The 24,179-nt window shown below is 75.4% G+C and carries 11 protein-coding genes; 7 read left to right on the plus strand and 4 right to left on the minus strand.

Features of this window, described 5'->3' with window-relative positions; all coding sequences use genetic code 11:
- Positions 1-63 precede the first annotated feature (63 nt).
- Complete coding sequence (locus tag ACH35V_RS39710; RefSeq protein ID WP_395980051.1) at positions 64-1,668, minus strand: MFS transporter; 1,605 nt, start codon at positions 1,666-1,668, stop codon at positions 64-66.
- Between the two features lie 29 nt (positions 1,669-1,697).
- On the minus strand, positions 1,698-3,251 hold the full coding sequence (locus ACH35V_RS39715; protein WP_395980052.1) for an AMP-binding protein: 1,554 nt from the start codon (positions 3,249-3,251) through the stop codon (positions 1,698-1,700).
- A 111-nt stretch (positions 3,252-3,362) separates the two neighbouring features.
- On the opposite strand from ACH35V_RS39715, the gene ACH35V_RS39720 reads away from it, so the two are divergent.
- Positions 3,363-3,620: an acyl carrier protein gene (locus tag ACH35V_RS39720; RefSeq protein ID WP_395980053.1), complete on the plus strand. Its 258-nt coding sequence runs from the start codon at positions 3,363-3,365 to the stop codon at positions 3,618-3,620.
- A gap of 26 nt (positions 3,621-3,646) precedes the next feature.
- On the opposite strand, the gene ACH35V_RS39725 is transcribed toward ACH35V_RS39720, so the two are convergent.
- Positions 3,647-4,576 carry an ACP S-malonyltransferase gene (locus ACH35V_RS39725; protein WP_395980054.1) on the minus strand — a complete coding sequence of 310 codons (930 nt, stop codon included), beginning with the start codon at positions 4,574-4,576 and terminating at the stop codon, positions 3,647-3,649.
- A 216-nt stretch (positions 4,577-4,792) separates the two neighbouring features.
- Between ACH35V_RS39725 and ACH35V_RS39730 the strand changes: the two genes are divergently transcribed.
- The 6 genes from ACH35V_RS39730 to thiO all read left to right on the plus strand — a co-directional run bounded on the left by ACH35V_RS39730 (position 4,793) and on the right by thiO (position 22,323).
- Positions 4,793-6,373, plus strand: coding sequence for an AMP-binding protein (locus ACH35V_RS39730; RefSeq protein ID WP_395980055.1), 1,581 nt, complete (start codon positions 4,793-4,795; stop codon positions 6,371-6,373).
- A 129-nt stretch (positions 6,374-6,502) separates the two neighbouring features.
- Positions 6,503-7,363, plus strand: a complete 861-nt coding sequence (locus ACH35V_RS39735; protein ID WP_395980056.1) for an SDR family oxidoreductase — start codon at positions 6,503-6,505, stop codon at positions 7,361-7,363.
- Between the two features lie 45 nt (positions 7,364-7,408).
- Positions 7,409-18,331, plus strand: coding sequence for a type I polyketide synthase (locus ACH35V_RS39740; RefSeq protein WP_395980057.1), 10,923 nt, complete (start codon positions 7,409-7,411; stop codon positions 18,329-18,331).
- A 50-nt stretch (positions 18,332-18,381) separates the two neighbouring features.
- Positions 18,382-18,963: an FcoT family thioesterase gene (locus ACH35V_RS39745; RefSeq protein WP_395980058.1), complete on the plus strand. Its 582-nt coding sequence runs from the start codon at positions 18,382-18,384 to the stop codon at positions 18,961-18,963.
- Positions 18,964-18,994: 31 nt separating this feature from the next.
- Positions 18,995-21,136 carry a type I polyketide synthase gene (locus ACH35V_RS39750; RefSeq protein WP_395980059.1) on the plus strand — a complete coding sequence of 714 codons (2,142 nt, stop codon included), beginning with the start codon at positions 18,995-18,997 and terminating at the stop codon, positions 21,134-21,136.
- Positions 21,137-21,198: 62 nt separating this feature from the next.
- The gene (gene thiO / locus ACH35V_RS39755; RefSeq protein WP_395980060.1) at positions 21,199-22,323 is read left to right on the plus strand and encodes a glycine oxidase ThiO; all 1,125 of its coding nucleotides are present in this window, start codon (positions 21,199-21,201) and stop codon (positions 22,321-22,323) included.
- A gap of 70 nt (positions 22,324-22,393) precedes the next feature.
- On the opposite strand, the gene ACH35V_RS39760 is transcribed toward thiO, so the two are convergent.
- Positions 22,394-24,179: acyltransferase domain-containing protein (locus tag ACH35V_RS39760; protein ID WP_395980061.1), on the minus strand; the 1,786-nt coding region annotated here is incomplete at its 5' end.

Here is a 24,179-nt window from a genome sequence, read left to right on the forward strand (position 1 = left end):
GCCCGGGCCAGGGGGCCGGAAACCCGGGTGGAGGCGGTGCCTCCACCCGGGTTTCCGACGTTCTCAGCCGGCCGGATGGTCCTGCGGCTCGGCGGTGCTGGGCTCGGCGGTGCTGGGCTTGGCCTTGGTGGGCGCGGCCTCCGCCACGGCCACGGGCGCGGCGTGGTCGCGCAGGAGGATCATGACCGCGACCGCGGTGCCGGCCATCAGCGCGGCGCCGATCACGGCGTTGGCGGCCATGCCCTGGACGAACGCCTCGCGCGCCGTGTCCAGGAGTTCCGCCCGCGGCTGCTCCGGGAGCCGCCCGGCCACCTCGACGGCGCCGCCGAGCGTGTCGCCCGCCGCGTCCGCGGCCGCCGGGGGCGCGCCCGCCGGGACCGCGCCGTCGACGCCGTGGCGGTAGAACGCGGCGCCGACGCTGCCCAGCACCGCCACGCCGAGCGCGCCGCCGAGCTGGTTGCCCGTCTCCGCGAGCGCGGAGACGGCGCCGGCCCGCTCCGGCGGGGCCGCGCCGAGGATCAGGTCGGCGGTCAAGGTGAGGCCGGCGCCGAGGCCCGCGGCCACCGCGGTCGCGCCGACGACCACCAGCGCCAGCGGGGAGTCCGCCGTCACCTGGGTCAGCAGCAGGAACCCGGCGGCCGACAGCAGCAGCCCGCCGCCGATGACGCGGGCCGGGGGCACCGTCCGGGCGAGCGCCGCCGCGACGCCGGTGGTCACGGCCACCGACAGCGGCGCGGGCAGCGACCACAGCGCCGCCTCGAGCGGTCCCATCCCGTGCACGAGCTGAAGCCACTGCGTCGTGAACAGCGCGAACCCGACCATCGCGAACAGCGCCACCAGGTTCACGGCCATCGGCGCGCTGAACGCGCGGAGCCGGAACAGGGCGACGTCGATGACCGCGTCCGCCCGCCGCTGCTGCCGCAGGAACGCGGCGCCCGCCACCGCCCCGGCCGCGACGCACAGGAGGGGGACGGCGCCGACGCCGTCCTGCGCCAGCTCCTTGATCCCGTAGACCACCGGCAGCACCGCCGCGAGCGACAGCACCGCGCCGAGCGGCCCGAGGCGGCCCGGCTCGGGCGCGCGGTACTCGGGGATCAGGACGGGCGCCAGCACCAGCAGCAGCACCATCGGCGGCACGTTGATCAGGAAGACCGAGCCCCACCAGAAATGGTCCAGCAGCACCCCGGACACCAGCGGGCCGACGGCCGCGCCGCCGGAGAAGGCGGCCGTCCACGCCGCGATCGCGGTGCGGCGCTGGACGGGGTCGGTGAACATGGTGCGGATCAGCGCCAGCGTCGACGGGGCCAGCACCGCGCCCGCGACGCCGAGCGCGGCGCGGGCGCCGATCAGCATGCCCGCGCTGTCGGCGTACGCGGCGGCGACGGACGCGGCGCCGAACGCGGCGGCGCCGCACAGCAGCAGCCGGCGGCGGCCGAACCGGTCCCCGAGCGCCCCCATCGTGATCAGCAGCCCGGCCAGCAGGAACCCGTAGATGTCGAGGATCCACAGCTGCTGCGCGCTGGACGGCTCCAGCTCCGCGCTGACGAACGGGACGGCCAGGTAGAGCACCGACACGTCCATCGAGATGAGCAGGTTGGCCAGCACGAGGACCGCGAGACCGGCCCATTCCCGCCGGCCGGCCCGCGAGTGACTTTCGGTGGTGAACATGGTCCTCCGTCGTTGCTGGTCAGGGCGGGTCAGGGCGGGCCGGCCGCCGTGCCGGCGAGCCTGCCCCGGTCGATCTTCCGGTTGGCGTTCAGCGGGAAGTCCGCCACGTGCCTGAACAGGCGGGGCATCATGCCCTCGGGCAGGACCCGCCGCAGCTCGCGGGTGAGGACGGCGGGGGACGCGGGCGTCCCGGTGTAGAACACGACGAGTTCGAGGCCGCCGTCCGCCGCGGGCCGGGTGACCGTCACCGCGTCCTCGACGCCGCCGCAGGCCCGGACGGCCTCGTCCACCTCGGCGAGCTCGACCCGCCAGCCGTGGATCTGCACCTGCGAGTCCAGCCGCCCGAGGTAGACCAGCTCGCCGCCGGCGCGGCGGACCCGGTCCCCGGTCCGGTACCAGGTGCGGCCGCCGTGCTCCAGGAACCGGCCCGCGTCGTCCGCCGGGTCCAGGTAGCCCGCCGCCATCTGCGGGCCGGTGACGCACAGCTCGCCCTCGGCGTCGTCGACGCCGCCGTCCGGGCCGAGCAGCAGATGGTCGTGCCCGTCGTGCACGGCGCCGATCGGCACGTGCCCGTTGGCGCCCAGCTCCGGCGACACGCCGGGGGACCAGCGGTGCCCGGAGACGGTGATGGTCAGCTCGGTGGGCCCGTAGAGGTTCTCCACAGCCGAGCCGGGCGCGGCGGCCTGCCAGTCGGCCGCGTCGGCGCAGCGCAGCGCCTCCCCGGCGAAGAAGCTCCAGCGCAGCGACGGCATCGTGCCGGTCGACGGCGGGGTCGCGGACAGGCCGCCCATCCGGCGGGTGAGCGCGATGGCGCTCGGCGTGGAGAACCACACCGTCATCTCCCGCTCGGCGATGAACGCGGGCAGGTCCGTGTACGCGCGGACGGGCACGGTGTGCGCGCTCGCCCCGGCGCCCCAGGCGCAGAACAGGTCGAACATGGCGCAGTCGAAGTTGAGGCCGAAGGTCTGCGAGAACACGTCCCCGGCGTGGAAGTCGTACCGCTCGTCCATCAGCCGGAAGTAGTGCCGGGTGCTGCCGTGCGTGATCGGGACGCCCTTGGGCCGGCCCGTCGAACCGGACGTGAACAGCACGCAGGCGACGTCGGACGCCTCGGCGGGACGGGGCGCGGCGAGGGCGTCGCGGCGCTCGGACGGCACCGCGGTGAAGCCGTGCCGCCGGGCCGTGGCGGGCTCCGCCGAGAGGACCGCGGCGTCCAGTTCCGCCGCCGCGAGCCCGGCCATGCCCGCCTCGTCGGCGATCAGCGTCCGGACGCCTGCGGCCTGCAGCATTTGCCGGGTGCGCTCGGCCGGGAAGTCCGGGCTCAGCGGGACGACCGCCGCGCCCGCGTACAGCGCGGCGAGCAGCCCCGCGTAGGCGGTCCGGCCCTTCTCTGCCAGGACCCCGACCGCCGCGGGCGGCCCCGCCGGGCCCGCCAGCAGCGCGCCCGCCCAGGCCAGCGCCAGCTCGTGGAGCGCCTCGTAGGTGACGGTCTCGGTGTCGGCGCGGATCGCGGGACGGCCGGGCGAGGCGGCCAGGCCGCGCAGGAACCGCGCGTGCAGAGCGTGCTCGGGAACGTCGTTCATTCCATGTCCTGGGAGTGGGGTCGATAAGGGTTGTCCGCGGCGCGGGCGGCTGCTTAGCGTTGAGCGCGGCAACGGTCGTTGCCCGAGCGTCGACATCTTTCAGGAGCCACCATGTGGGACCCCCGGTTCGAGGAAATTCTGCGCGCCAGGCTGCCGTTCCTCCAGCCCGGCGAAGGCGTCGGCGAGGACCTCAGCCTGCGCGACTTCGGGCTGGATTCGATCGGCGCCGTCGAATTGCTCTCCTCGCTGGAGAAGACCTATTCGGTGCGGTTCGTCGACGACGCTCTCGACATGGCGAACTTCGAAACTCCCGCGGTGCTGTGGCAGACCCTCTCCACCATGATGGAGAAGACCGAAAAGGCTTCCTGAGCCGCGCCGGCCGGCCGCCGCGGCGCTCATCCGACCGGGTCCCGGCGGCGCGGCCGCAGGGCCATTTCCGGTTTCAGCGCGACGACCTCGAAATTGTCGGTGGTGCAGCTCACCCGGCCCCACAGGTCGTCCGGCCCCGACACGTGGACGGTGCGGACGTCCGCCTCCCGCAGCGTCCGGACGACCGCGGGCCACCGCACCGGCCGGACGACCGCGTCCAGCAGCATCGTCCGCACCTCGGCGGCCGTGCGCAGCACCGTCCCGTCGTGGTCGCAGACGATCGGCAGCTGCGGGTCGGCGAACGGGACGCCGTCGAGCACCTCCAGCTCGATCACGTCCCGGAGCGGCGCGAACGCGGCCGAGTGCATCGGCGGCCGCATCGTGTACAGGGGCAGGCCGCCCGCGGCGCGGAGCCGCTCCTTCAGCCAGTCGAGCCGGTGCTCGTGCACCGACAGCATGTGGAAGTCGTCGTCGACGTGGCAGGCGATGTCGTACCAGCCGCCCCGCTCGTCCAGGTCGAGCAGCACCTCGGCCAGCCTGTCCTCGGGGACCCGCGCGAACGACTGCGTGACGACGTCGCGGTGCTCGCGGGCGAAGTAGTCCGCCGTGCGGCGGCCCCACCCGGCGGTCGCCGCGACCGCGGCGGAGAAGTCGAGCGAGCCCGCGTACACCGCCGCCGGGGTCCCGCCGAAGCTCGGCCCGGCGCAGATCCCCGGCGCCGTGCCGAGTTCCTCGGCGGCCCATTCCGCCAGCGCCAGGCAGGTCACCATGAACGCGACGCGGGCCGCTTCGGAGTATTCCTCCGGGTCCTCCCGGAAACGGTCGATCAGCGAGTATCCCAGCGTCTCGTCGGCCCGCGCCACGAGGCGGCGCGCGGCCGGGTTCAGCAACAGGAACCTGGCCACGTCCGCGAAGTCGAACGGTTTGATCGCGGGAAAGACGATCGCGGTGTCCATATATCCATTCTCCTCGCCGGTCCAGCCGCCGAGAGACGGCGTGACGCCGCAAGTCTGGCCGGTCCGCGCACATCCGGAAAACCCCCTAAGCCCCCCTAGGGAGCGGCGTGCGGGTGGCCGAACCCCGGCCGGCCTGATTTTCTCGTGATAGGCGTGTTCGCATCGGCCGAACCGCGCGGTCCAGGACCGCGGCCCGCGATATCAAAGGTGACTCTAATGAGCGTGAACACAGCACCGGCTCGCGTACGGAGTTCGGTCGACAACCTTTATGGGTTCATGATGGAGGGCGCGGACGCCGACCCCGGCGCGGCCGCCGTCGTCGAGGCCGGCGCCCCCGGGGGCGAGCCGGCCGTCGTCACCTACGGCGAGCTCCGCGAGCGCGTCGAGGAGTACGCCGCCGCGCTCGGCGGGCTCGGGCTCGACGTCGGCGACCGGGTGGTCCTGGAGTCCGACACCACGTCGTCCGCCATCGCCGCCTACCTCGCCTGCTGCCTGCTCGGGCTGCCGTTCGTCCCGGTGAGCCCGGAGACGCCCGCCAAGCGGCTGCTGGCGATCATCGAGTCGGCCAGGCCCGCCCTGTTCCTGCAGGCCGAGGACGGCGAGCGGGACGGGATCCCGCCGGACGTCGGCGCCGCCAGGTTCGGCCCGGACGGGCTGCGCGCCGAGCGCCCGCCCGTCCCGCGGCCCCGGCGCCGCCGCGAGGTCGTCGCCACCGACCCCGCCTACATCATCTTCACGTCCGGCACGACCGGCCGGCCCAAGGGCGTCGTGATGAGCCACCGCGCCATCACCGCGTTCTTCCGCGCCGTGCGGCGGCTCGGGCTCGTCCGGCCCGGCGACCGCGTCGCGACGACCTCGCCGCTCCAGTTCGACTTCGCCCTGTTCGACATCGGCATCGCGCTCGGCAGCGGCGCCACCGTCGTGCCGGTGCCGCGCGACCGGCTCCGCTGGCCCCGCCGGTTCCTCGGCGTCCTGCGCGACACGGGCGCGACGCACGTCCACGGCGTCCCGTCGATCTGGCGCCCGGCGCTGCGCAACGAACCGGAGCTGCTCGGCTCGCTCGGGCTGCGCGGCGTCCTGTTCTGCGGCGAGCACTTCCCGATGCACGAACTGCGGCTCCTCCAGTCGATCTCGCCGGGCACGCGCCTGGTCAACTGCTACGGGGCCACCGAGTCGATGGCGTGCTCGTTCACCGACGTGCCCGCGCCGATCCCCGACGACCTGGACCTGCTGTCCATCGGGTTCGCGCACCCCGGCGCCGAGATGATGATCGCCGACGAGCGCGGCCGCCCGATCGAGGAGACCGGCGTCCCCGGCGAGATCTACCTGCGCAGCCCCGCGCTGTTCAGCGGCTACTGGGACGACCCGGAGGCCACCGCCGCCGCGCTCGTCCCCGACCCGCTGAGCCCGCTGTCCGGGCAGGTCGTCCTCCGCACCGGCGACCTCGCGCACCGCGGTCCCGGCGGGGAGCTGTACTTCCGCGCCCGCGCCGACTCGCAGGTGCAGATCCGCGGCAACCGGGTCGAGGTGGCCGAGGTTGAGCGCAGGCTCGCGGAGTTCCCCGGCGTCGGCGCGGCCTGCGCGCTGGTGCTGCCGGGGGCCGGCGCCGGCGCCGACCCCGTCCTCTGCGCGTTCGTCGCCGCCCCGCCCGGTCTCGACCGCATGGCCGCGCGCTCCTTCTGCGCCGAGGCGCTGCCCGACTATATGGTCCCGCAGGAACTCCATATCGTCGTCGGCGACCTCCCGCTCACGGCGAACGGAAAGGTCGACCGGGCCCGGCTCGCCGCAATGCGCTAGGGGGCCATAAGGGTTGGTGCGCCCCGGGGCGGCCAGTAGCGTCCTGAACAGACTCCGCGCCATTCCCATGGCCCGGCAAAAGCGTCCGCATTCAACCGGGATGCGAGTACGAGCACACGGAGGAAAGCGATGAAGGTATTCGTCACCGCCGGCACCGGGACCATCGGGACGGCGCTGGTCGGCGAGCTGCGCAACCGCGGCGCCGAGGTGTCGGTGCTGACCCGCAGCGAGGACAAGGCCGCCGCGCTGCCGGACGGCGTCCGCGGCGTCGTCGGCGACCTGCTCGACCTCAAGCTGCTGGGCGAGGAGTTCGCCGCCGCCGACGCGGTGTTCCTCAACTTCCCCATCGGGGAGACCGAGACCTTCCAGGCGATGCTGGCCGTGGACGCCGCCAAGCGCGCCGGCGTCGGCCACCTGGTGTACGTGTCCACCCACGACCCGGAGACGCTGTTCACGCCGCCGCACTGCGCGGTGAAGCTGGTCGTCGAGAAAGCCGTCAAGGCGTCCGGCGTCCCGTACACGATCCTGCGGCTCAACGAGTTCATGCAGAACGACATCCTGGCCAAGGACATGTTCCTCGCCGGGGTCAACGGGATCCCGCTCGGCGCCGTCGGCGTCTCCCGGGTGGACGTGCGCGACGTCGCGGAGGCCGCGGCGATCGTCCTGACCACGCCGGGGCACTATGGCGAGACCTACGTCGTCAGCGGCCCCGAGCCGCTCACCGGGCAGGCCGTGACCGACATCTGGAGCCGCGCCCTCGGCGTGGAGATCGCCTACGTCGGCGACGACCTGGCGTCCTGCTCGATGATCCTCAACCAGATGATGCCGCAGCACCTCGCCCGCGACATCTGGCTGACCTACGAGTACTACGACCGGTACGGCCAGGTCGCCGCCGCCGAGGACGTCGACCGGCTGACCAAGCTCCTCGGCCACGCGCCGCGCTCGTTCGCCGAGTTCGCCGCGGAGATGGCCGGGGTCTGGAAGTCCTGACGCGCCGCGCCGGCCCGGGGCAGGAAAGAATGGTGGAGTGCGCGCATGACTGAGTTCGGCACGCCGGAACGGCCGCTCGACACGGTGATCTCCCAGACGCTCGCCGTGCTGCGGAAAATGGATCCTTCCGGCCGGCACACCGTCACCGACGACCGCCCTTTCCTGGAAATAGGTCTGGATTCCCTGGGCCTGGTGGAATTGCATGCGAGGCTGACGGCCGCCACCGGCCTGCAATTGCCGGTGACGGTCGGATTCGACTATCCGACCCCGGGAGCGCTCGCCGACTTCCTGCTCGCCGAGTCGGGCGGCGGCGCCCGTGGCGGCAGCGCCGCGCCGGCCCCCGCCGCGGCGGAGCGGCCGGCGCCCCCGGGGGAGGACGACGACCCGATCGCGATCGTCGGCATCGGCTGCCGCTTCCCCGGCGGGGTCGCCTCCCCGGAGGACCTGTGGCGGCTGGTCGACGGCGGCGTCCACGTCATCTCCGGCTTCCCGGACGACCGCGGCTGGGACCTCGGCGCGCTCTACGACCCGGACCCGGACACGCCCCGGACCAGCTACGTCGACCAGGGCGGCTTCCTGGACGGCGCCGCCGACTTCGACGCCGCCTTCTTCGGGATCAGCCCGAAGGAGGCGCTCGCCATGGACCCCCAGCAGCGGCTGCTGCTGGAGGCCTGCTGGGAGGCGCTCGAACGGGCCGGGATCGACCCCGCCCGGCTGCGCGGCACCGAGTCCGGCGTGTTCGTCGGCGTGGAGCCGCACGAGTACGGCCCGCGCGTCCACGAGGCGCCGGACGGGCTCGACGGCCACCTGATGCTCGGCACCCTGCCGAGCGTCGTGTCCGGCCGCGTCGCCTACACGCTCGGGCTCGAAGGGCCCGCGCTGACCGTCGACACGGCCTGCTCGGGGTCGCTGACCGCGCTGCACCTCGCGGTGCGGTCGCTGCGGCGCGGCGAGTGCGGTCTCGCGCTGGCGGGCGGCGTCACGGTGATGTCGAGCCCCGGCACGTTCACCACGTTCAGCCGCCAGCGGGGCCTGGCGCCGGACGGCCGGTGCAAGGCGTTCGCCGCGGCGGCCGACGGCACCGGCTTCGCCGAGGGCGTGGGCGTGTTCGTCCTGACCCGGCTCTCGGCCGCGCGCCGGGCCGGGCATCGCGTCCTCGCGATCGTCCGGGGCACCGCGATCAACCAGGACGGCGCGAGCAACGGGCTGACCGCGCCGAACGGCCCGTCCCAGCAGCGCGTCATCCGCGCGGCCCTCGCGGACGCCGGGCTCGCCGCCGCGCAGGTCGACGCGGTCGAGGCGCACGGCACCGGGACCAGGCTCGGCGACCCCATCGAGGCGGGCGCGCTGATCGCCGCCTACGGGCGCGAGCGCGCGCCGGACCGGCCGCTGTGGCTCGGGTCGGTCAAGACGAACATCGGCCACACCGGCGCCGCCGCGGGCGCCGCCGGGCTGATCAAGATGATCATGGCGATGCGGCACGGCGTGCTGCCCGCGACCCTGCACGTGGACGCGCCGACCCCGCACGTCGACTGGTCGGCCGGAACCGTCCGGCTGCTGACCGAACCCGTCCCCTGGCACCCGGACGAGGGGCAGGCGGACGCCCCGCGCCGCGCCGGGATCTCGTCGTTCGGCGCCAGCGGCACGAACGCGCACGTCATCATCGAGGAGGCCCCGGACGACGCGGCCCCGGCGACGCCCGCCGAGCCGCCGCCGCCTTCCGCCGAGGGCCGGATCACTCCGCTGCCGCTGTCCGCGAAGAGCGAGCCCGCGCTGCGCGCCCAAGCGGCGCGGCTGCGGTCGCTGCTCGCGGACCCGGACTCTCCCGAGGCCCCGCCCTGGACCGACGCGGCGTACTCGGCGGCCACGACCCGCGCGTCCTTCCAGCACCGCGCCGTCATCGTCGCCGCCGGCAGGGACGACGCACTGCGCAGCCTGGACGCGCTGGCCGCCGGCGAAGCGGCGACCGGTGTGGTGCGCGGCTCCGTTCCGCCTGCGCGCGGCGGGACGGCCTTCCTCTTCACCGGACAGGGCAGCCAGCGCCTCGGCATGGGACGCGGCCTGTGCGCCGCGTATCCGGTGTTCGCGGAGGCCCTGGACGAGGCCGCCGGGCACCTGGACGTCCAGCTCGACGTGCCGCTGCTGGACGTGCTCTTCGGAACCGTCCCGGACGCCGCCGCACTGCTCGACCAGACCGCCTACGCGCAGCCCGCGCTGTTCGCCGTCGAGGTGGCGCTGTTCCGGCTGCTGGAGTCGTGGGGCGTGACCCCCGGCCACGTGGCGGGCCACTCGGTCGGCGAGCTGGCCGCGGCGCACGTCGCGGGCGTCCTGTCCCTGGCGGACGCGGCGATGCTGGTCGCCGCGCGCGGACGGCTGATGCAGGAGCTCCCTCCCGGCGGCGCGATGATCGCGGTCGAGGCCGCCGAGGACGAGGTCGCCCCCCACCTGGACGGCCTGGTGGGCATCGCGGCCGTCAACGGACCGGCGTCCGTCGTCCTGTCCGGCGACGAGGACGCGGTCACTCGCCTGGCGGACCGGCTGAGCGAGGGGAGCGACGCGAGCGGGCGCGGGCCGCGCAGGACCCGGCGGCTCCGGGTGTCGCACGCGTTCCACTCGCCGCTCATGGAGCCGATGCTGGCCGAGTTCCGGCGGATCGCCCAGGTCATGGAGTACTCGCCGCCGCGCGTCCCGCTCGTGTCGAACGTGACGGGACGCCCGGTCGCGCCCGACGCCGAGTACTGGGTCCGGCACGTCCGCGAGGCCGTCCGGTTCCACGACGGCGTCCGCTGGCTGCGCTCGCAGGGCGTCACCGCGTTCGTCGAGGTCGGGCCCGACGCCGTCCTGTCGGCGATGGGCCCCGCCTGCCTCGACGCCGGTACCGGAGACGACGCGGACGCGGTCTTCGTGCCGGTGATGCGCGAAGGACGCGACGAGGAACGCGAACTCGTGTCGGCCGTGGGGCTCGTCCACGCGCACGGCGGCCACGTGGACTGGGACGGCGTGTTCGCCGGCCGCGCCGCCCGCCGCGTCGACCTTCCGACCTACCCGTTCGAGCGGCGGCGCTACTGGCTGGACGCCGGACCCGCGGGCGCCGGACGCGACCCGAACGCGCATCCCCTGCTGGGCACGGTCATCACCCTGGCCGAGACCGGTGGAGTCGTCCTGGAGGGACGCCTGTCGACGCGCGCCCAGCCGTGGCTCGCCGATCACGTCATCGCCGGGACGGTGCTGCTGCCGGGCACCGCGTTCGTCGACATGGCGCTCCGCGCCGGGGACGAGTCCGGCTGCGCGGCCGTGGCGGAGCTGACCCTGGAGTCGCCGCTGGCGCTGCCGACCGGCGGCGAGGCGGCGGTGCAGGTCGTGGTCGGCCCGGCCGCCGAACCGGGACGCCGACCGGTGGAGATCTTCTCGCGGCCGGGCGACGCCGGCGCGGACGAGCCCTGGACCAGGCACGCCACGGGCACGCTGGCCACAACGGCGCCTGCGGAGCCGTCCGGCATGACGGTCTGGCCGCCGGAAGGCGCCGAGCCGGTCGACCTGGCCGACCTCGACACGGCGGGCCTCGACTTCGGGCCCATGTTCCAGAATCTGCGCGCCGCCTGGCGCGGGAACGGCGAGATCTTCGCCGAGGCCGCGCTGCCCGAGGAGGCGCGGCACGACGCCGGGCGGTTCGGCCTGCACCCGGCGCTCCTCGACTCTGCGCTGCGCCCCGCCGACCTCGCCGGGGACCCGGCCGGGGACGGCGGCGAGATCCGGCTGCCCTTCGCCTGGTCCGGCGTGACCCTGCACGCCGCGGGCGCCTCGTCCGTGCGGGTGCGGATCGCGCCCGCGGGCCCGGACGCCGTGTCGGTGGACGTCGCCGACGCGGCGGGCGCTCCCGTGGCGTCGATCGCCTCGATCGTGCAGCGCCCCGTCCCGGCCGACCGCCTCGACGGCCTTGGCCAGGCCCAGAACGCGCCGCTCCACCGGGTCCGGTGGGAGCCCGTTGCATCGCCGCCCGCTTCGAAGGGCGCTTGGGCCGTCCTCGGCGGTGGAGAACTCGGCCTGACGGGCGTCCCGGTCTTCGCGGGCGTCGATGAGCTGCGGAAGGCGATCGCGTCCGGCGCGGCGGTGCCCGAGGTCGTCGTGGCGCCTTTCCCGCCGGACGAGGCGTCCGGCAAGCCCTCGGCTGCGGCGCGGGCGTCCACCGTCCGGCTGCTCGACCTGCTTCAGGAGTGGCTGGCCGACGACGGGCTCGCCTCGACCCGGCTGGCCGTGGTCACGCGCGGCGCCGTCGCGGCCACCGACGAAGAGACACCTGACCTAGGCACCGCCCCGGTGTGGGGCCTGGCGCGCTCGGCCCAGGCGGAGCATCCCGGACGCGTCGTCCTCGTCGACCTGGACGCGGACGGCGACCGCGACGCGTCCCGCTCCCTCCGCACGGCCCTCGCCACCGGCGAACCGCAGATCGCAGTCCGCGCGGGCACGCCGCACCGCCCCCGACTTGTGCGGGCGTCCGGCACCGCCCCGAAGCCGCTGTGGGACGACACGGGCACCGTCCTCATCACCGGAGGGACGGGCGGGCTCGGCGGGCTCGTCGCCCGGCACCTGGTCGCCGAGCACGGCGTCCGGCATCTGGTCCTCACGTCCCGGCGCGGCCCGGACGCCCCGGGCGCCGCCGAACTCGACGCGGAGCTGACCCGTCTCGGCGCCACCGTCACCATCGCCGCCTGCGACGTCGCCGACCGCGCGGCACTGGCCGCGCTGCTGGCCGCGATTCCGCCCGAACACCCGCTGACCGGCGTAGTGCACACGGCGGGCGTCGTCGACGACGGCCTGGTCGGCTCCCTCACGCACGAGCAGGTGGACGCCGTCCTGCGTCCCAAGGCGGACGCGGCGTGGCATCTCCACGAGCTGACCCGCGAACTGGACCTCCGGGCGTTCGTGCTGTTCTCCTCCGCCGCGGGCGTGCTGGACGCGCCCGGACAGGGCAACTACGCGGCGGCGAACGTCTTCCTCGACGCGCTGGCCCGGCACCGCGCGTCGGCGGGGCTGCCCGCGACGTCGCTGGCGTGGGGCCTGTGGGCCGGCGGCGACGGCATGGGCGGCCGCCTGGACGACCTCACCCTGCGCCGGGCAGAACGGTCCGGCCTGGCCGCGCTGTCAGCGGACGAGAACCTCGCGCTGTTCGACCTGGCGCTCGGCTCCGGCGACCCCGACCTCGTCCCGGTGCGGGTCGACGCGGCGGCGCTGCGCGCCCGGACCGAAGGCGTCCCGGCGATGCTCCGCGGCCAGGTGCGCGGCCCGTCCCGGAACCGGCCCGCCCAGACGCCCACCAGCGGCACGTCGCTCGCGGCGCGGCTCGCCGACCTGCCCGGCGCCGAGCGGGACCGTGTCGTGCTGGACCTGGTCCGCGCCAGTGTGGCCGCCGTCCTCGGGCACGACGGCGCCGGCGCGATCGACCCCGCCCGCGCCTTCAACGAGATCGGGTTCGACTCGCTCGCCGCGGTCGAGCTACGCAACGCGCTCAACGCGGCGACCGGGCTGCGGCTGTCCTCGACCCTGGTCTTCGACCATCCGACGCCCCGCGCCCTCGCGTCCCACATCCTGGCGAAGGCGCTGCCCGCGGCCCCGGCCGCCGTGACCGCGCGTCCGGCGGACAAGGCCGGGACGGCGGACGAGCCCATCGCGATCGTGGGAATGGCGTGCCGCTACCCCGGCGGCGTCGCCTCCCCGGAGGACCTTTGGCAACTCGTCGCGGGCGGGCGGGACGGCGTCACGCTGTTCCCCGAGGACCGCGGCTGGAACGTCGCGGAGCTGTACGACCCGGAGCCCGGTCTGCCGGGCAAGAGCTACATCCGCGAGGGCGGCTTCCTGCACGACGCGGCCGACTTCGACGCCGACCTGTTCGGGATCAGCCCGCGCGAGGCGCTGGCGATGGACCCGCAGCAGCGGCTGCTGCTGGAGACCTGCTGGGAGGCGCTGGAACGGGCGGGCGTCGACCCGCTGTCGGTGCGCGGCGCGCCGGTGGGCGTGTTCGCGGGCGTCATGTACCACGACTGGGCCACCCGCCTCGGCGACGTGCCGGAGGACCTGGCCGGATACCTCGGCAACGGCAGCGCGGGCAGCATCGCCTCGGGCCGCGTCGCCTACGCGCTCGGGCTGGAGGGCCCGGCCGTGACGGTCGACACGGCGTGCTCGTCGTCGCTGGTCGCGCTGCACTGGGCGATGCAGGCCCTGCGCCGCGGCGAATGCTCGCTGGCCCTCGCGGGCGGCGTGACGGTGATGGCGACGCCGGACACCTTCGTCGACTTCAGCTTGCAACGCGGCCTGGCGATGGACGGCCGGGCCAAGTCGTTCGCCGCCGCAGCAGACGGCACCGGCTGGGGTGAGGGCGCCGGGATGCTGCTCGTCGAGCGGCTCTCGGACGCGCGGCGCAACGGGCACCGCGTGCTGGCGGTGGTCCGCGGGTCTGCGATCAACCAGGACGGCGCGTCCAACGGCCTGACCGCGCCGAACGGCCCGTCGCAGCAGCGCGTGATCGGCCAGGCCCTGCACGACGCCGGTCTCGGCGCGGGAGACGTCGACGCGGTCGAAGGCCACGGCACCGGCACGACCCTCGGCGACCCGATCGAGGCGCAGGCGCTGCTGGCGACCTACGGCCAGGATCGTCCGGAGGGGCGTCCGCTGTGGCTGGGGTCGATCAAGTCGAACATCGGCCATGCGCAGGCCGCCGCCGGAGTGGCCGGGATCATCAAGATGGTCGAGGCGATGCGGCACGGCATCCTGCCGAAGACCTTGCACGTGGACGAGCCGACCCCGCAGGTGGACTGGTCCGAAGGCGACGTGGAACTGCTCACCGAGGCACGGGACTGGCCGGTGGACGGGCGTCCGCGCCGTGCTGGGATCTCGTCCTTCGGGATCAGCGGCACCAACGCCCACGTGATCATCGAGCAGGGCCCGGAGCCCGGAAACACTGAGCAGGCCGAGGGCGGGACGAGGGTCGTGCCGTGGGTCGTCGCGGGCAAGACCGCCCCGGCGCTGCGCGGCCAGGCCGAGCGCCTCCGCGCCCACCTGGAGCTGCAGGAAGGCGGCCCGGCGGCGGTCGGCCGCGCGTTGGCGACGACCCGGGCCGCGCTGGAGCACCGCGCGGTGCTCGTCGGGAGCGCCCAGGACGAACTCGTCCGCGGCCTCGAAACGCTGGCAGGCCAGGACACACTGGCGCCGCCCGTCGTCGCGCGCGGTCCGGTGCCCGATGGCGGCCTGGCGTTCCTGTTCACCGGGCAGGGCGCGCAGCGCGCCGGGATGGGCCGCGAGCTGTACGAGACGTTCCCCGCGTACGCGGCGGCGTTCGACGCCGTGTGCGCCCGGCTGGACCCGCACCTGGAGCACCCGCTGCGCGAGGTGGTGTGGGACGGCCAAGACCGCCTGGACGAGACCGTCCACGCCCAGGCCGCCCTGTTCGCGGTCGAGGTCGCCCTGTTCCGGCTGCTGGAGTCGTGGGGCATGCGCCCCGACCACCTGGCCGGGCACTCGATCGGCGAGGTGGCCGCCGCGCACGCCGCCGGGGTCCTGCCGCTCGACGACGCCGCGACGCTGGTCGCGGCCCGGGGCCGCCTGATGCAGGCGCTCCCGCGCGGCGGCGCGATGGTCGCCGTGCAGGCGGCCGAGGACGAGGTCGCGCCGCTGCTGACGTCCGGGCGCGTCGCGATCGCGGCGGTGAACGGACCGTCGGCGATCGTGCTGTCCGGCGACGAGGACGAGGTGCTCGCGCTGGCCGCCCGGCTGGACGCCGACGGCCGCCGAACCAGGCGGCTGCGCGTCTCGCACGCCTTCCACTCGCCGCTCATGGACCCGATGCTGGACGAGTTCCGCCAAGTCGTGGAGCGGCTGGAGTACCGGCCGCCGGAGATCCCGGTGGTGTCCAACCTGACCGGCGCGCTCGCCGACCAGGGATCGGGCGACTACTGGGTGCGGCACGTCCGGGAGGCCGTGCGGTTCGCCGACGGCGTGCGCTTCCTGGAGTCGGCGGGCACGGCGACGTTCGTCGAGCTGGGCCCGGACGCGGTCCTGTCGGCGCTGGGCCGGGAGTGCGCGGGCGGGGACGCCGCGTTCGTCCCGCTGCTGCGCCGCGACCGTCCGGAGGAGGCCGAGCTGGTGGCGGGCGTGGGCACGGCCTTCGCCCGCGGAGCCCATGTCGACTGGGACGCCTTCTTCGCCACTTTGCCGGGCCGTTCCGGCGGCGTCCGGACCGAGCTGCCGACGTACGCGTTCCAGCGCCGCCGCTACTGGCTCGACGCGGGCGCGCCCGCGGGCGACGTCGGCCATGCCGGGCTGGACCCGGTCCGGCACCCGATGCTGGGCGCCGCCATCGACGCGCCAGGCTCGGACCAGCTGGTGCTGACCGGCCGCCTGTCCGCCGGGACGCAGCCGTGGCTGGCCGACCACGCGGTGCTGGGCTCGGTGCTGCTGCCCGCGACCGGCTTCGTCGAGATGGCGTTGCGGGCCGGGGAACGGGTCGGCTGCGGCACGCTCGCGGAGCTGACGCTGGAGACCCCGCTCGTCCTTGACGGGCGGAACGGATACGCGATGCGAGTCGTGGTCGGCGAACCGGACGGCGACGGCGCCCGCACGGTCACGCTGTACTCCCGCCCGGACGGCGAGCAAGCCGGGCCCGGGTGGACGCGGCACGCGACCGGCGTCCTGGGACCGGACGGCGGCGCACCGACCTTCGACCTCGCCCAGTGGCCACCGCCCGGCGCGACGCAGATGGACGTGACGGACGCCTACGACCGCCTGTCCGGCATGGGCTACGGCTACGGCCCCGCCTTCCAGGGGCTCCGCGCCGCATGGCGCCGTGACGGCGACGTCTACGCCGAGGTCGCGCTGCCGGACGCGGTGCGCGGCGAGGCGGCGCGCTTCGGCCTGCATCCCGCGCTGCTCGACGCCGCGCTCCACGCCGACGCCCTCAGCGAGGACGGCACAGACGACGAAGGAACGGCGAGCGCCCCGTTCGTGTGGGGCAACGTGACGTTGCACGCCGAGGGCGCCTTCGTCGTGCGCGTCCGCAGCCGCCGCGCGGACACCGGGGCCTTGACGGTGGAGCTGGCCGACGAGGCCGGACGTCCCGTGGCGACGGTGGAGTCCGTGGTCACGCGCCCGGTGTCCGCCGGGCAGCTCGCGGGCGGCCGCCGTCCGCCGCTGTACCGCGTCGACTGGGTCACGCCGCCGCGGCCTTCGACACCCGCCGACACCGACCGGTGGGCGGTCCTCGGCGCCGACAAGCTCGGCCTGGACGACCGCGTCCCGCTGTTCACCGACCTTGCCGCGCTCGCGGACGCGGTCGGCGCGGGCACGATGCCGACGCCAGACCTCGTCCTGTTCGGCTGCCCGCCCGCGACCGCCGACGACCCCGTGACGGACGCCCGGGCCGCGACGGCCGCCGTCCTGAACACCCTCAAAACATGGCTGGCCGACGACCGGTTCACCAAGTCGCGCCTGGCCGTCGTGACTCGGAACGCCACCGGCGCCGACGCCGAGCCGGGGCAGGCGGCGGTGTGGGGCCTCGTCCGCGCGGCGCAGGCCGAGAACCCGGACCGGTTCGCGCTCCTCGACCTCGACGGCGCGGCCGCGTCCCTCCGCGCGCTGCCTTCCGCGCTCGCGTCCGGCCCAGACGAGCCGGAGCTGGCGCTGCGCGACGGCGAGCCGCGCGTCCCCCGACTGGCGGAGGCCCCGGCCCCGGCGGTGGGCGCGACCCCGCCGTGGACGCCCGGCGGCACCGTCCTGATCACGGGCGGCACCGGCGGGCTCGGCGCCCTCGTCGCGCGGCACCTGGTGACCGCGCACGGCGTCCGCGGCCTGGTCCTGGCCGGACGGCGCGGCCCCGCCGCGACCGGCGCGGCCGACCTGCGCACCGAACTGACCGGCCTCGGCGCCCACGTGGACGTCGTCGCCTGCGACGTGGCAGACCGTGCCGCGCTCGCCGCGCTGCTGGCGCGGATCCCCGCCGACCGGCCGCTGACGGGTGTGGTGCACCTCGCCGGAGTCCTGGACGACGGCGTGATCGGCTCCCTGACGCCCGCCCGGATGGACGCCGCGCTGCTCCCCAAGGCGGGCGCCGCCTGGCACCTGCACGAGCTCACCCGCGACCTGGACCTGTCGGCGTTCGTGCTGTTCTCGTCCGCGAGCGGCGTGCTGATGGGCGCGGGCCAGGGCAACTACGCGGCGGCGAACGCGTTCCTCGACGCGCTCGCCGCGCACCGCCGCGCGCTGGGCCTTCCCGCGACGTCCCTCGCCTGGGGCCTGTGGGCGGAGCGGAGCGGGATGGGCGGCAGGCTCGGCGACGCCGACCTGCGCCGCGCCCGCGACGCCGGGATGCCCGCGCTGTCCCCGGACGAGGGCCTGGCGATGCTCGACGCCGCGCTGGCCGCCGGAACGCCCGCGCTGGTGCCCGTCCGGCTCGACCCGGCCGCGCTGCGCGCCGGGCACGACGAGCTGCCCGCGATGCTCCGCGACGTCGTCCGGCCGCCGGCCAGGAGGGCGGCGCCGCGTCCCGCGAACGCGCCGGGACCGTCGCTCGCCGAGCGCCTGGCCGGCCTGGAACCGGACGAGCGGGAGCGGGCCGTCCTGGACGTGGTCCGGGCCGAGGTCGCCGCCGTGCGCCACGACGACCCCGCCGCGATCGAGCCCGGCGCGCGGTTCGGCGACCTCGGGCTCGACTCGCTCGCGGCCGTGGAGCTGCGGAACCGGCTGGGCGCCGCGGCGGGCGTCCGGCTCCCGGCGACGCTGGTCTTCGACCACCCGACGCCCGCGCTGCTCGCGCGGTTCCTGCTGGCCGAGCTGCTCCCGGAGCCGGAGACCCCGCAAGCACCCGGCGCCGACCCCGACACCGACACTGACGACGCCCAGGCCGGGGACGCGATCGAGGCGATCAGGGACATGGGCGTCGACGACCTGCTCCGGGCGGCCCGGCGCGCGGGCCCGGGCTGACCGGCCCGCGGCCCCCGACACCTGCGACCTTGAGATGGAGTGAGGCGGACATGGCGGAAGTGATGGACCGGCCGGGCCGGGTGACGGACCCGGTCCGCCACGCCAACGACCCGGAGCTGCTCACCCGGGTGCTGCGGCCGTACCGGGCGAAGAACTGCGAGTACCTGACCTCGGCGGAGATCACGGTGGCGGGCGACCCCGCCGAGCAGGGGCGCCTCGGCGCGGCCTGCGCCTTCGAGATCCCCGAGTCCTGCTACATCGACGACACCGGGCACTTCAACGCCGTCGAGTTCAACATCTGCTTCAACCAGATGTTCTACTACCTGGTCGCGAAGTCGGTGAAGGAGCGGCTGACGGCGCCGTTCTCCCGCTGGAGCATGGACGACTTCTGGACGCGCCAGCTCGGCGAGATCCTCATCACCGACTTCCGCAGCGCGTTCCGCACGCAGATGCGCGGGCGGCACTTCCGCGGCGAGATCGACCTCGTCGACGTGGCCGAATGGGACGGCAGCGACATCAGGGACGCGCTCGTGGTCATCCGCACCACCTGCCGGTACTGGGACGAGCACGGCGGCGACAGCCACGGCGAGGTCACCGCCGCGATCCTGAACCCGCCGCCGTCCGGCGGCTGATCCGGAGGCAGCAGTGAACGACGAGGCAGCAGTGAACGACACGGCACTGAACGACACGGCAGATGCGGCCGCGGGGGTATGGCCGCCGCCGGGGGCCGTCCCGGTGGACACCGCGGACTTCTACTCCCGGCTCGCCGACCGCGGCTTCCGCTACGGGCCCGCGTTCCGCGGGCTGCGCGCCGCGTGGAGCCGGGGCGAGGAGATCTTCGCGGAGGTCACGCTGGACGGCGCCCTCGGCGGCGCCGCGGCCTCCTACCTCCTCCACCCGGCGCTCTTCGATGGAGCGTTGCACACCACCCTGCTGCCGTCCGGGGACGGGCAGGACGCGCCGCGCCTGCCGTTCGTCTGGCGCGGCGTGCGGCTGCGGAACTCTGGGGCGCGCCGCCTGCGCGTCCGCATGGCGCCGGACGGCGACAACGCCGTGTCGTTGACCGTCACCGACGACGAGGGGCGGGAGGTCGCCTCCGTCGCCTCGCTCGCGCTGCGCCCGCTCGGCGGCGGCGGCCACGCCGACGGCGCCGCGCTGCTGCGCCTCGCCTGGAACGCCGTGCCGCGCACATCGGCAGCCACTGCGGACGACACGCGTCCGCTCGCCTTCCTCGGCACCGACCACCTCGGCGTCACCGGCGCGCTGAAGGCGGCGAGCCGGCGCGTCGACGTCCATCCGTCGCTGCGGTCCCTCGACGAGGGGCTGCGCGCGGGCGGCGACGCCGTCCCCGGCGCCGTCCTGGTCTCCTGCACCGACGAGGCCGCCGAGGTGCGCGCCGCGACCCAGCGGGCGCTCGTGCTGATCCAGGAATGGCTGGCCGACGCCAGGCTGGCCGACGTCCGGCTCGTCTTCGTCACGCGGGGCGCGGTGGCCGTCCGGGACGGGCACGACGTCCCCGACCTCGCCGGCGCCGCCGTCTGGGGGATGGTGCGCGCCGCGCAGGCCGAGCACCCGGGCCGGTTCGCGCTGGTGGACCTCGACGACGCCGGGTCGGCCGGGCCCGCGCTCGCGGCCGCCGCGGCCGCCGGGGAGCCGCAGCTCGCCGTCCGCGACGGCGGCCTGCTCCGCCCGCGCCTGGTCCGCTGCCCGCCCGCCGCCTCCGCCGCCGCGACGCGCTGGGACCCGGACGGCACCGTCCTGATCACCGGCGGCCTCGGCGCGCTCGGCGCGCACGTCGCCCGGCACCTCGTCCGGAGCGGGCGGACGCGGCGGCTCGTGCTGCTCGGCCGCCGCGGCGCGGACACCGCGGGCGCCGCCGCGCTGGCCGGCGAGATCGCCGCGCTCGGCGGGCACGCGGAGATCGCCGCCTGCGACGCGGCCGACCGCGCCGCCCTGGAACGGGTGATCGCCGCGATCCCGGACCGGCACCCGCTCACCGCCGTCGTGCACGCCGCCGGAGCCGTGGACGACGGCACGGTCGCCGCGCTCACACCCCGCAGGTTCGAACGCGTCCTGCGGCCCAAGGCGGACGCCGCGCTGAACCTGCACGAGCTGACCCGGGACCTGCCGGGCTGCGAGCTGATCCTGTTCTCGTCCATCTCGGGCACCCTCGGCGGCGCCGGGCAGGCGAACTACGCCGCGGCCAACGCCTTCCTCGACGCGCTCGCGCACCGCCGCCGGGCGCTCGGGCTGCCCGGCGCGTCCCTGGCCTGGGGGCTGTGGGAGGACGGGATGGCGGGCGGCCTCAGCACCGCCGACCTGACCCGCCTCCGCCGGTCGGGCCTCGCCGCCCTCACCGCCGAGCAGGGCCTCGCGCTGCTGGACGCGGCCGCGGGCCACGACCTGGCCGTGGTGGCGCCCGTCCGGCTCGACGAGGACGTCCTGCGCGAGGGCTCGGGCTCGCTTCCCGCGCTGCTGCTCGACCTCGCCGGCCCCGGCCGCGCGTCCCGCCCGCAGGAGGCCCCCGAGCTGCGTGAACATCTCGCGCGCCTGGACGGCCCGGAACGGGAGGAGACCGTCGTGGCGTTCGTCCGCGGCCAGGTCGCCGCCGTCCTCGGGCACGGCTCGGCGGACGACGTCGACCCGGCGCGCGAGTTCGGCGAGCTCGGCCTCGACTCGCTCACCACGGTCGAGCTGAACAGGCGGCTGGCCGCCGCGACGGGCCTGCGGCTGCCCGCCACCGTCGCCTTCGACCATCCGAGCGCCGCCGCGCTGGCCGGCCACCTGCACCGGCTCCTGACCTGACCTGACCTGACCAGGCAGCATCCCGGACGGCGCGGCCGTCCGCCCGACGAAGGGACCCGACCATGCACGTGGTGATCGTCGGCGGCGGCGTGATCGGGCTCGCCGCCGCGTGGCGCGCGCTGGCCGCCGGGCTGACCGCGACGGTGATCGACCCGGCGCCCGCGAGCAAGGCGTCGCACGTCTCGGCGGGCATGCTCCCGCCCGTCACCGAGCAGGTCCACGACCGCGGCCCGCTGCTCCGCTTCTACCTGGACTCGCGCGACCGCTACCCGTCCTTCGTCGCGGAGCTGGAGGACGACGCGGGCCGCCCCGCCGGGTACCGCCGCGACGGCGTCCTCGACGCCGCCTTCGACGACGCCGACCTCGCCGGGCTGCACCAACTCCGGGACTTCCAGATCTCCCTCGGCATCCGCACCGAGACCCTGGCGGCCCGCGACTGCCTGTCCCTCGAACCGCGGCTCGCGCCGACCGTCCACGGCGGACTGTTCGCCCCCGACGACGGGTCCGTCGACCCGCGGCGGCTGACCGCCGCGCTGATCGACGCCGTCCTGCGGCGCGGCGGCGACCTCGTCACCGACGCCGTCACCGGCGTCGTGACGGCCGGCGGCCGCGCGACCGGCGTCCGGCTCCGCTCCGGCGGCACCGTCTCCGGCGACCGGGTCGTCCTCGCGGCGGGCTGCTGGACGCACCGCCTCGGCGGCCTCCCGCCAGGCGCCGTCCCGGAGATCCGGCCCGTCAAGGGGCAGATCCTCCGGCTGCGCTCGGACCTGCCGTTCCTCACCCGCACCACCCGCGGCGTGGTCGCGGGCGCCTCGGTGTACCTCGTCCCGCGCCTGGACGGCGAGCTGGTCGTCGGCGCCACCTACGAGGACGTCGGCGACGACACGGCCGTCACGGCGGGCGGCGTCCAGGACCTGCTCGCCCGGGCCACCGCCGTCCTGCCCGGAGCGACCGCGCTGGAGTTCGCCGAGGCGAGCACCGGCCAGCGCCCGGCGGCGCCGGACGGCCTTCCGGTCATCGGCGAGACCAACGTTCCCGGTCTGCTGCTCTGCACGGGCCACTTCCGCATCGGCGTCCAGCTGACGCCCGCGACCGCCGACGCGCTGGTCGCGCTGCTGACCACCGGCGAGCTTCCCGAGTCGGCCAAGCCCTTCTCCCCGTCCCGCTTCACGACCGCCACCGCCTGACCCGCCGACCCGTCCAACGGCTTGGGGCCCTCATCGAGGTCGATGAGGGCCCCAAGCCGTTTCTCTTCGTCTAGACGGGCATGGTCGCCGGGGCGAGTGTGCCGTCCGCGTTCTGCGTCCAGGACGTGTCGTCCTCGCTCCGCGTCCGGACGATGATCGACCTGCGGCCGGACGCGTCCGCCGGGCCGATCAGCAGGTGGAGCAGGACGGCGCCGCGGGCGTCGAACGTGACGAGGGTGTGCAGCACGAGTTCCTCGATCTCGTCGCAGCCGGTGAGCGACGCGCCGTGCATGACGAGCTCGACCAGCGCCGTGCCGGGCAGCAGGACCGTGCCCATGATGGTGTGGTCGGTGAGCCAGGGCTGGGCGTCCAGGGAGATCCGTCCCGTGAGCAGACGGCCCCCGTCGGGAAGCTCGGTGGTGGCAGCGAGCAGCGGATGGCCGGTGGCGTCGAGCCCGATTCCGGTGGCGCTGCCGGTCGGGGCCGGTGCGTCCAGCCAGTAGCGTCGCCGCTCGAACGGGTACGTCGGCAATTCCACGCGGCGGCCCTCGCCGACCGCAGCCGCGGACCAGTCCACGTCGCCGCCGCGCGCGAGGGCCAGGGCGGCGGTGAGGGTCTGCGCCTCGGGACGTCCCGGACGCAGCACCGGCTCCATCACAGGGTCGGTCTCGGTGACGGCCGTCCGCGCGAGCGCGGTCAGCACGCCGTCCGGCCCGAGTTCGAGATAGGCGGTGACGCCTTCCCGGTGCAGGGCCTGGACGCCCTCGTGGAACCGGACGGCCTCGCGCACGTGCCGCACCCAGTAGCCGGGGGACGCGATCTCCGGCCCCGCGAGGTCGCCGGTCAGGTTGGACACGATCGGGATCTCCGGCGGACGGTACTCCAACCGCGCCGCGACCTCGCCGAACTCCTCCAGCATCCCGTCCATGTGGGGGGAGTGGAAGGCGTGGCCGACGCGCAGCCGATGCGTCTTCACGCCGCGCTCCTTCCACTCGTCCGCGATGGCCAGGACGGCGTCGGCGTCGCCGGAGACGACCGTGGCGTGAGGGCCGTTCACCGCCGCGATCGAGACGTCGCCGCGCAGCGTCCCCGCGACCTCGTCCGCGCCGGCCCGGATCGACACCATCGCGCCGCCGGGCCGGGTTTGTTGCATGAGGCGGGCGCGGGTGGTGATGAGGGTGGCGGCGTCGGTGAGGGTGAGGGTTCCGGCGAGGTGTGCGGCGGTGAGTTCGCCGAGGGAGTGTCCGAGGAGGTAGTCGGGGGTGATGCCGAACGTTTGCAGCAGGTGGTGGAGCGCCGTTTGCAGGGCGAAGAGGCTCGTCTGCGTGTAGAGCGTCTGGTCCAGGAGCTGGGCCTGCGGGCTGCCGGGCTCGGCGAAGATGACCGGTTTGAGCGGGTGGGGGAGGTGGGGGTCGAGGTGGTCGCAGACGTGGTCGAGGGCGTGGGCGAAGGCGGGGTGGGTGTCGTAGAGTTCGCGGCCCATTCCGGCGCGTTGGGCTCCTTGGCCGGTGAGGAGGTAGGCGAGTTTGCCGGGGTGTGGGACGTGGGTGGGGGTGGTGTGGCCGTCGGCGAGTGCGCGGAGCCCGGTGAGGAGCTCGGCGCGGGTGTCACCGGTGACGACGGCGCGGTGGTCGAAGGTCGTGCGGGCGGTGGCGAGGGTGTGGCCGATGTCGGCGGCGCGCAGTTCCGGGTGTGCGGTGATGTGTTCGTGAAGGCGGGCCGCTTGGTCGCGTAGCGCGGTCGGCGTTTTGGCGGTGATGAGGAGTGGGGTCGGGGTGGTGGCCGGGGTGGGGTTGGGGGTCGGGGTTGGGGTGTGTTCGATGATGATGTGGGCGTTGGTGCCGGAGATGCCGAAG

The organism is Actinomadura sp. 1N219 (genome assembly GCF_044326405.1).
Taxonomy (GTDB): Bacteria; Actinomycetota; Actinomycetes; order Streptosporangiales; family Streptosporangiaceae; genus Spirillospora.

Coding starts and splice junctions, on each gene's coding strand:
- ACH35V_RS39710 (WP_395980051.1), bottom strand. CDS start 1,668: ATGTTCACCACCGAAAGTCACTCGCGGGCCGGCCGGCGGGAATGGGCC.
- ACH35V_RS39715 (WP_395980052.1), bottom strand. CDS start 3,251: ATGAACGACGTTCCCGAGCACGCTCTGCACGCGCGGTTCCTGCGCGGC.
- ACH35V_RS39720 (WP_395980053.1), top strand. CDS start 3,363: ATGTGGGACCCCCGGTTCGAGGAAATTCTGCGCGCCAGGCTGCCGTTC.
- ACH35V_RS39725 (WP_395980054.1), bottom strand. CDS start 4,576: ATGGACACCGCGATCGTCTTTCCCGCGATCAAACCGTTCGACTTCGCG.
- ACH35V_RS39730 (WP_395980055.1), top strand. CDS start 4,793: ATGAGCGTGAACACAGCACCGGCTCGCGTACGGAGTTCGGTCGACAAC.
- ACH35V_RS39735 (WP_395980056.1), top strand. CDS start 6,503: ATGAAGGTATTCGTCACCGCCGGCACCGGGACCATCGGGACGGCGCTG.
- ACH35V_RS39740 (WP_395980057.1), top strand. CDS start 7,409: ATGACTGAGTTCGGCACGCCGGAACGGCCGCTCGACACGGTGATCTCC.
- ACH35V_RS39745 (WP_395980058.1), top strand. CDS start 18,382: ATGGCGGAAGTGATGGACCGGCCGGGCCGGGTGACGGACCCGGTCCGC.
- thiO (WP_395980060.1), top strand. CDS start 21,199: ATGCACGTGGTGATCGTCGGCGGCGGCGTGATCGGGCTCGCCGCCGCG.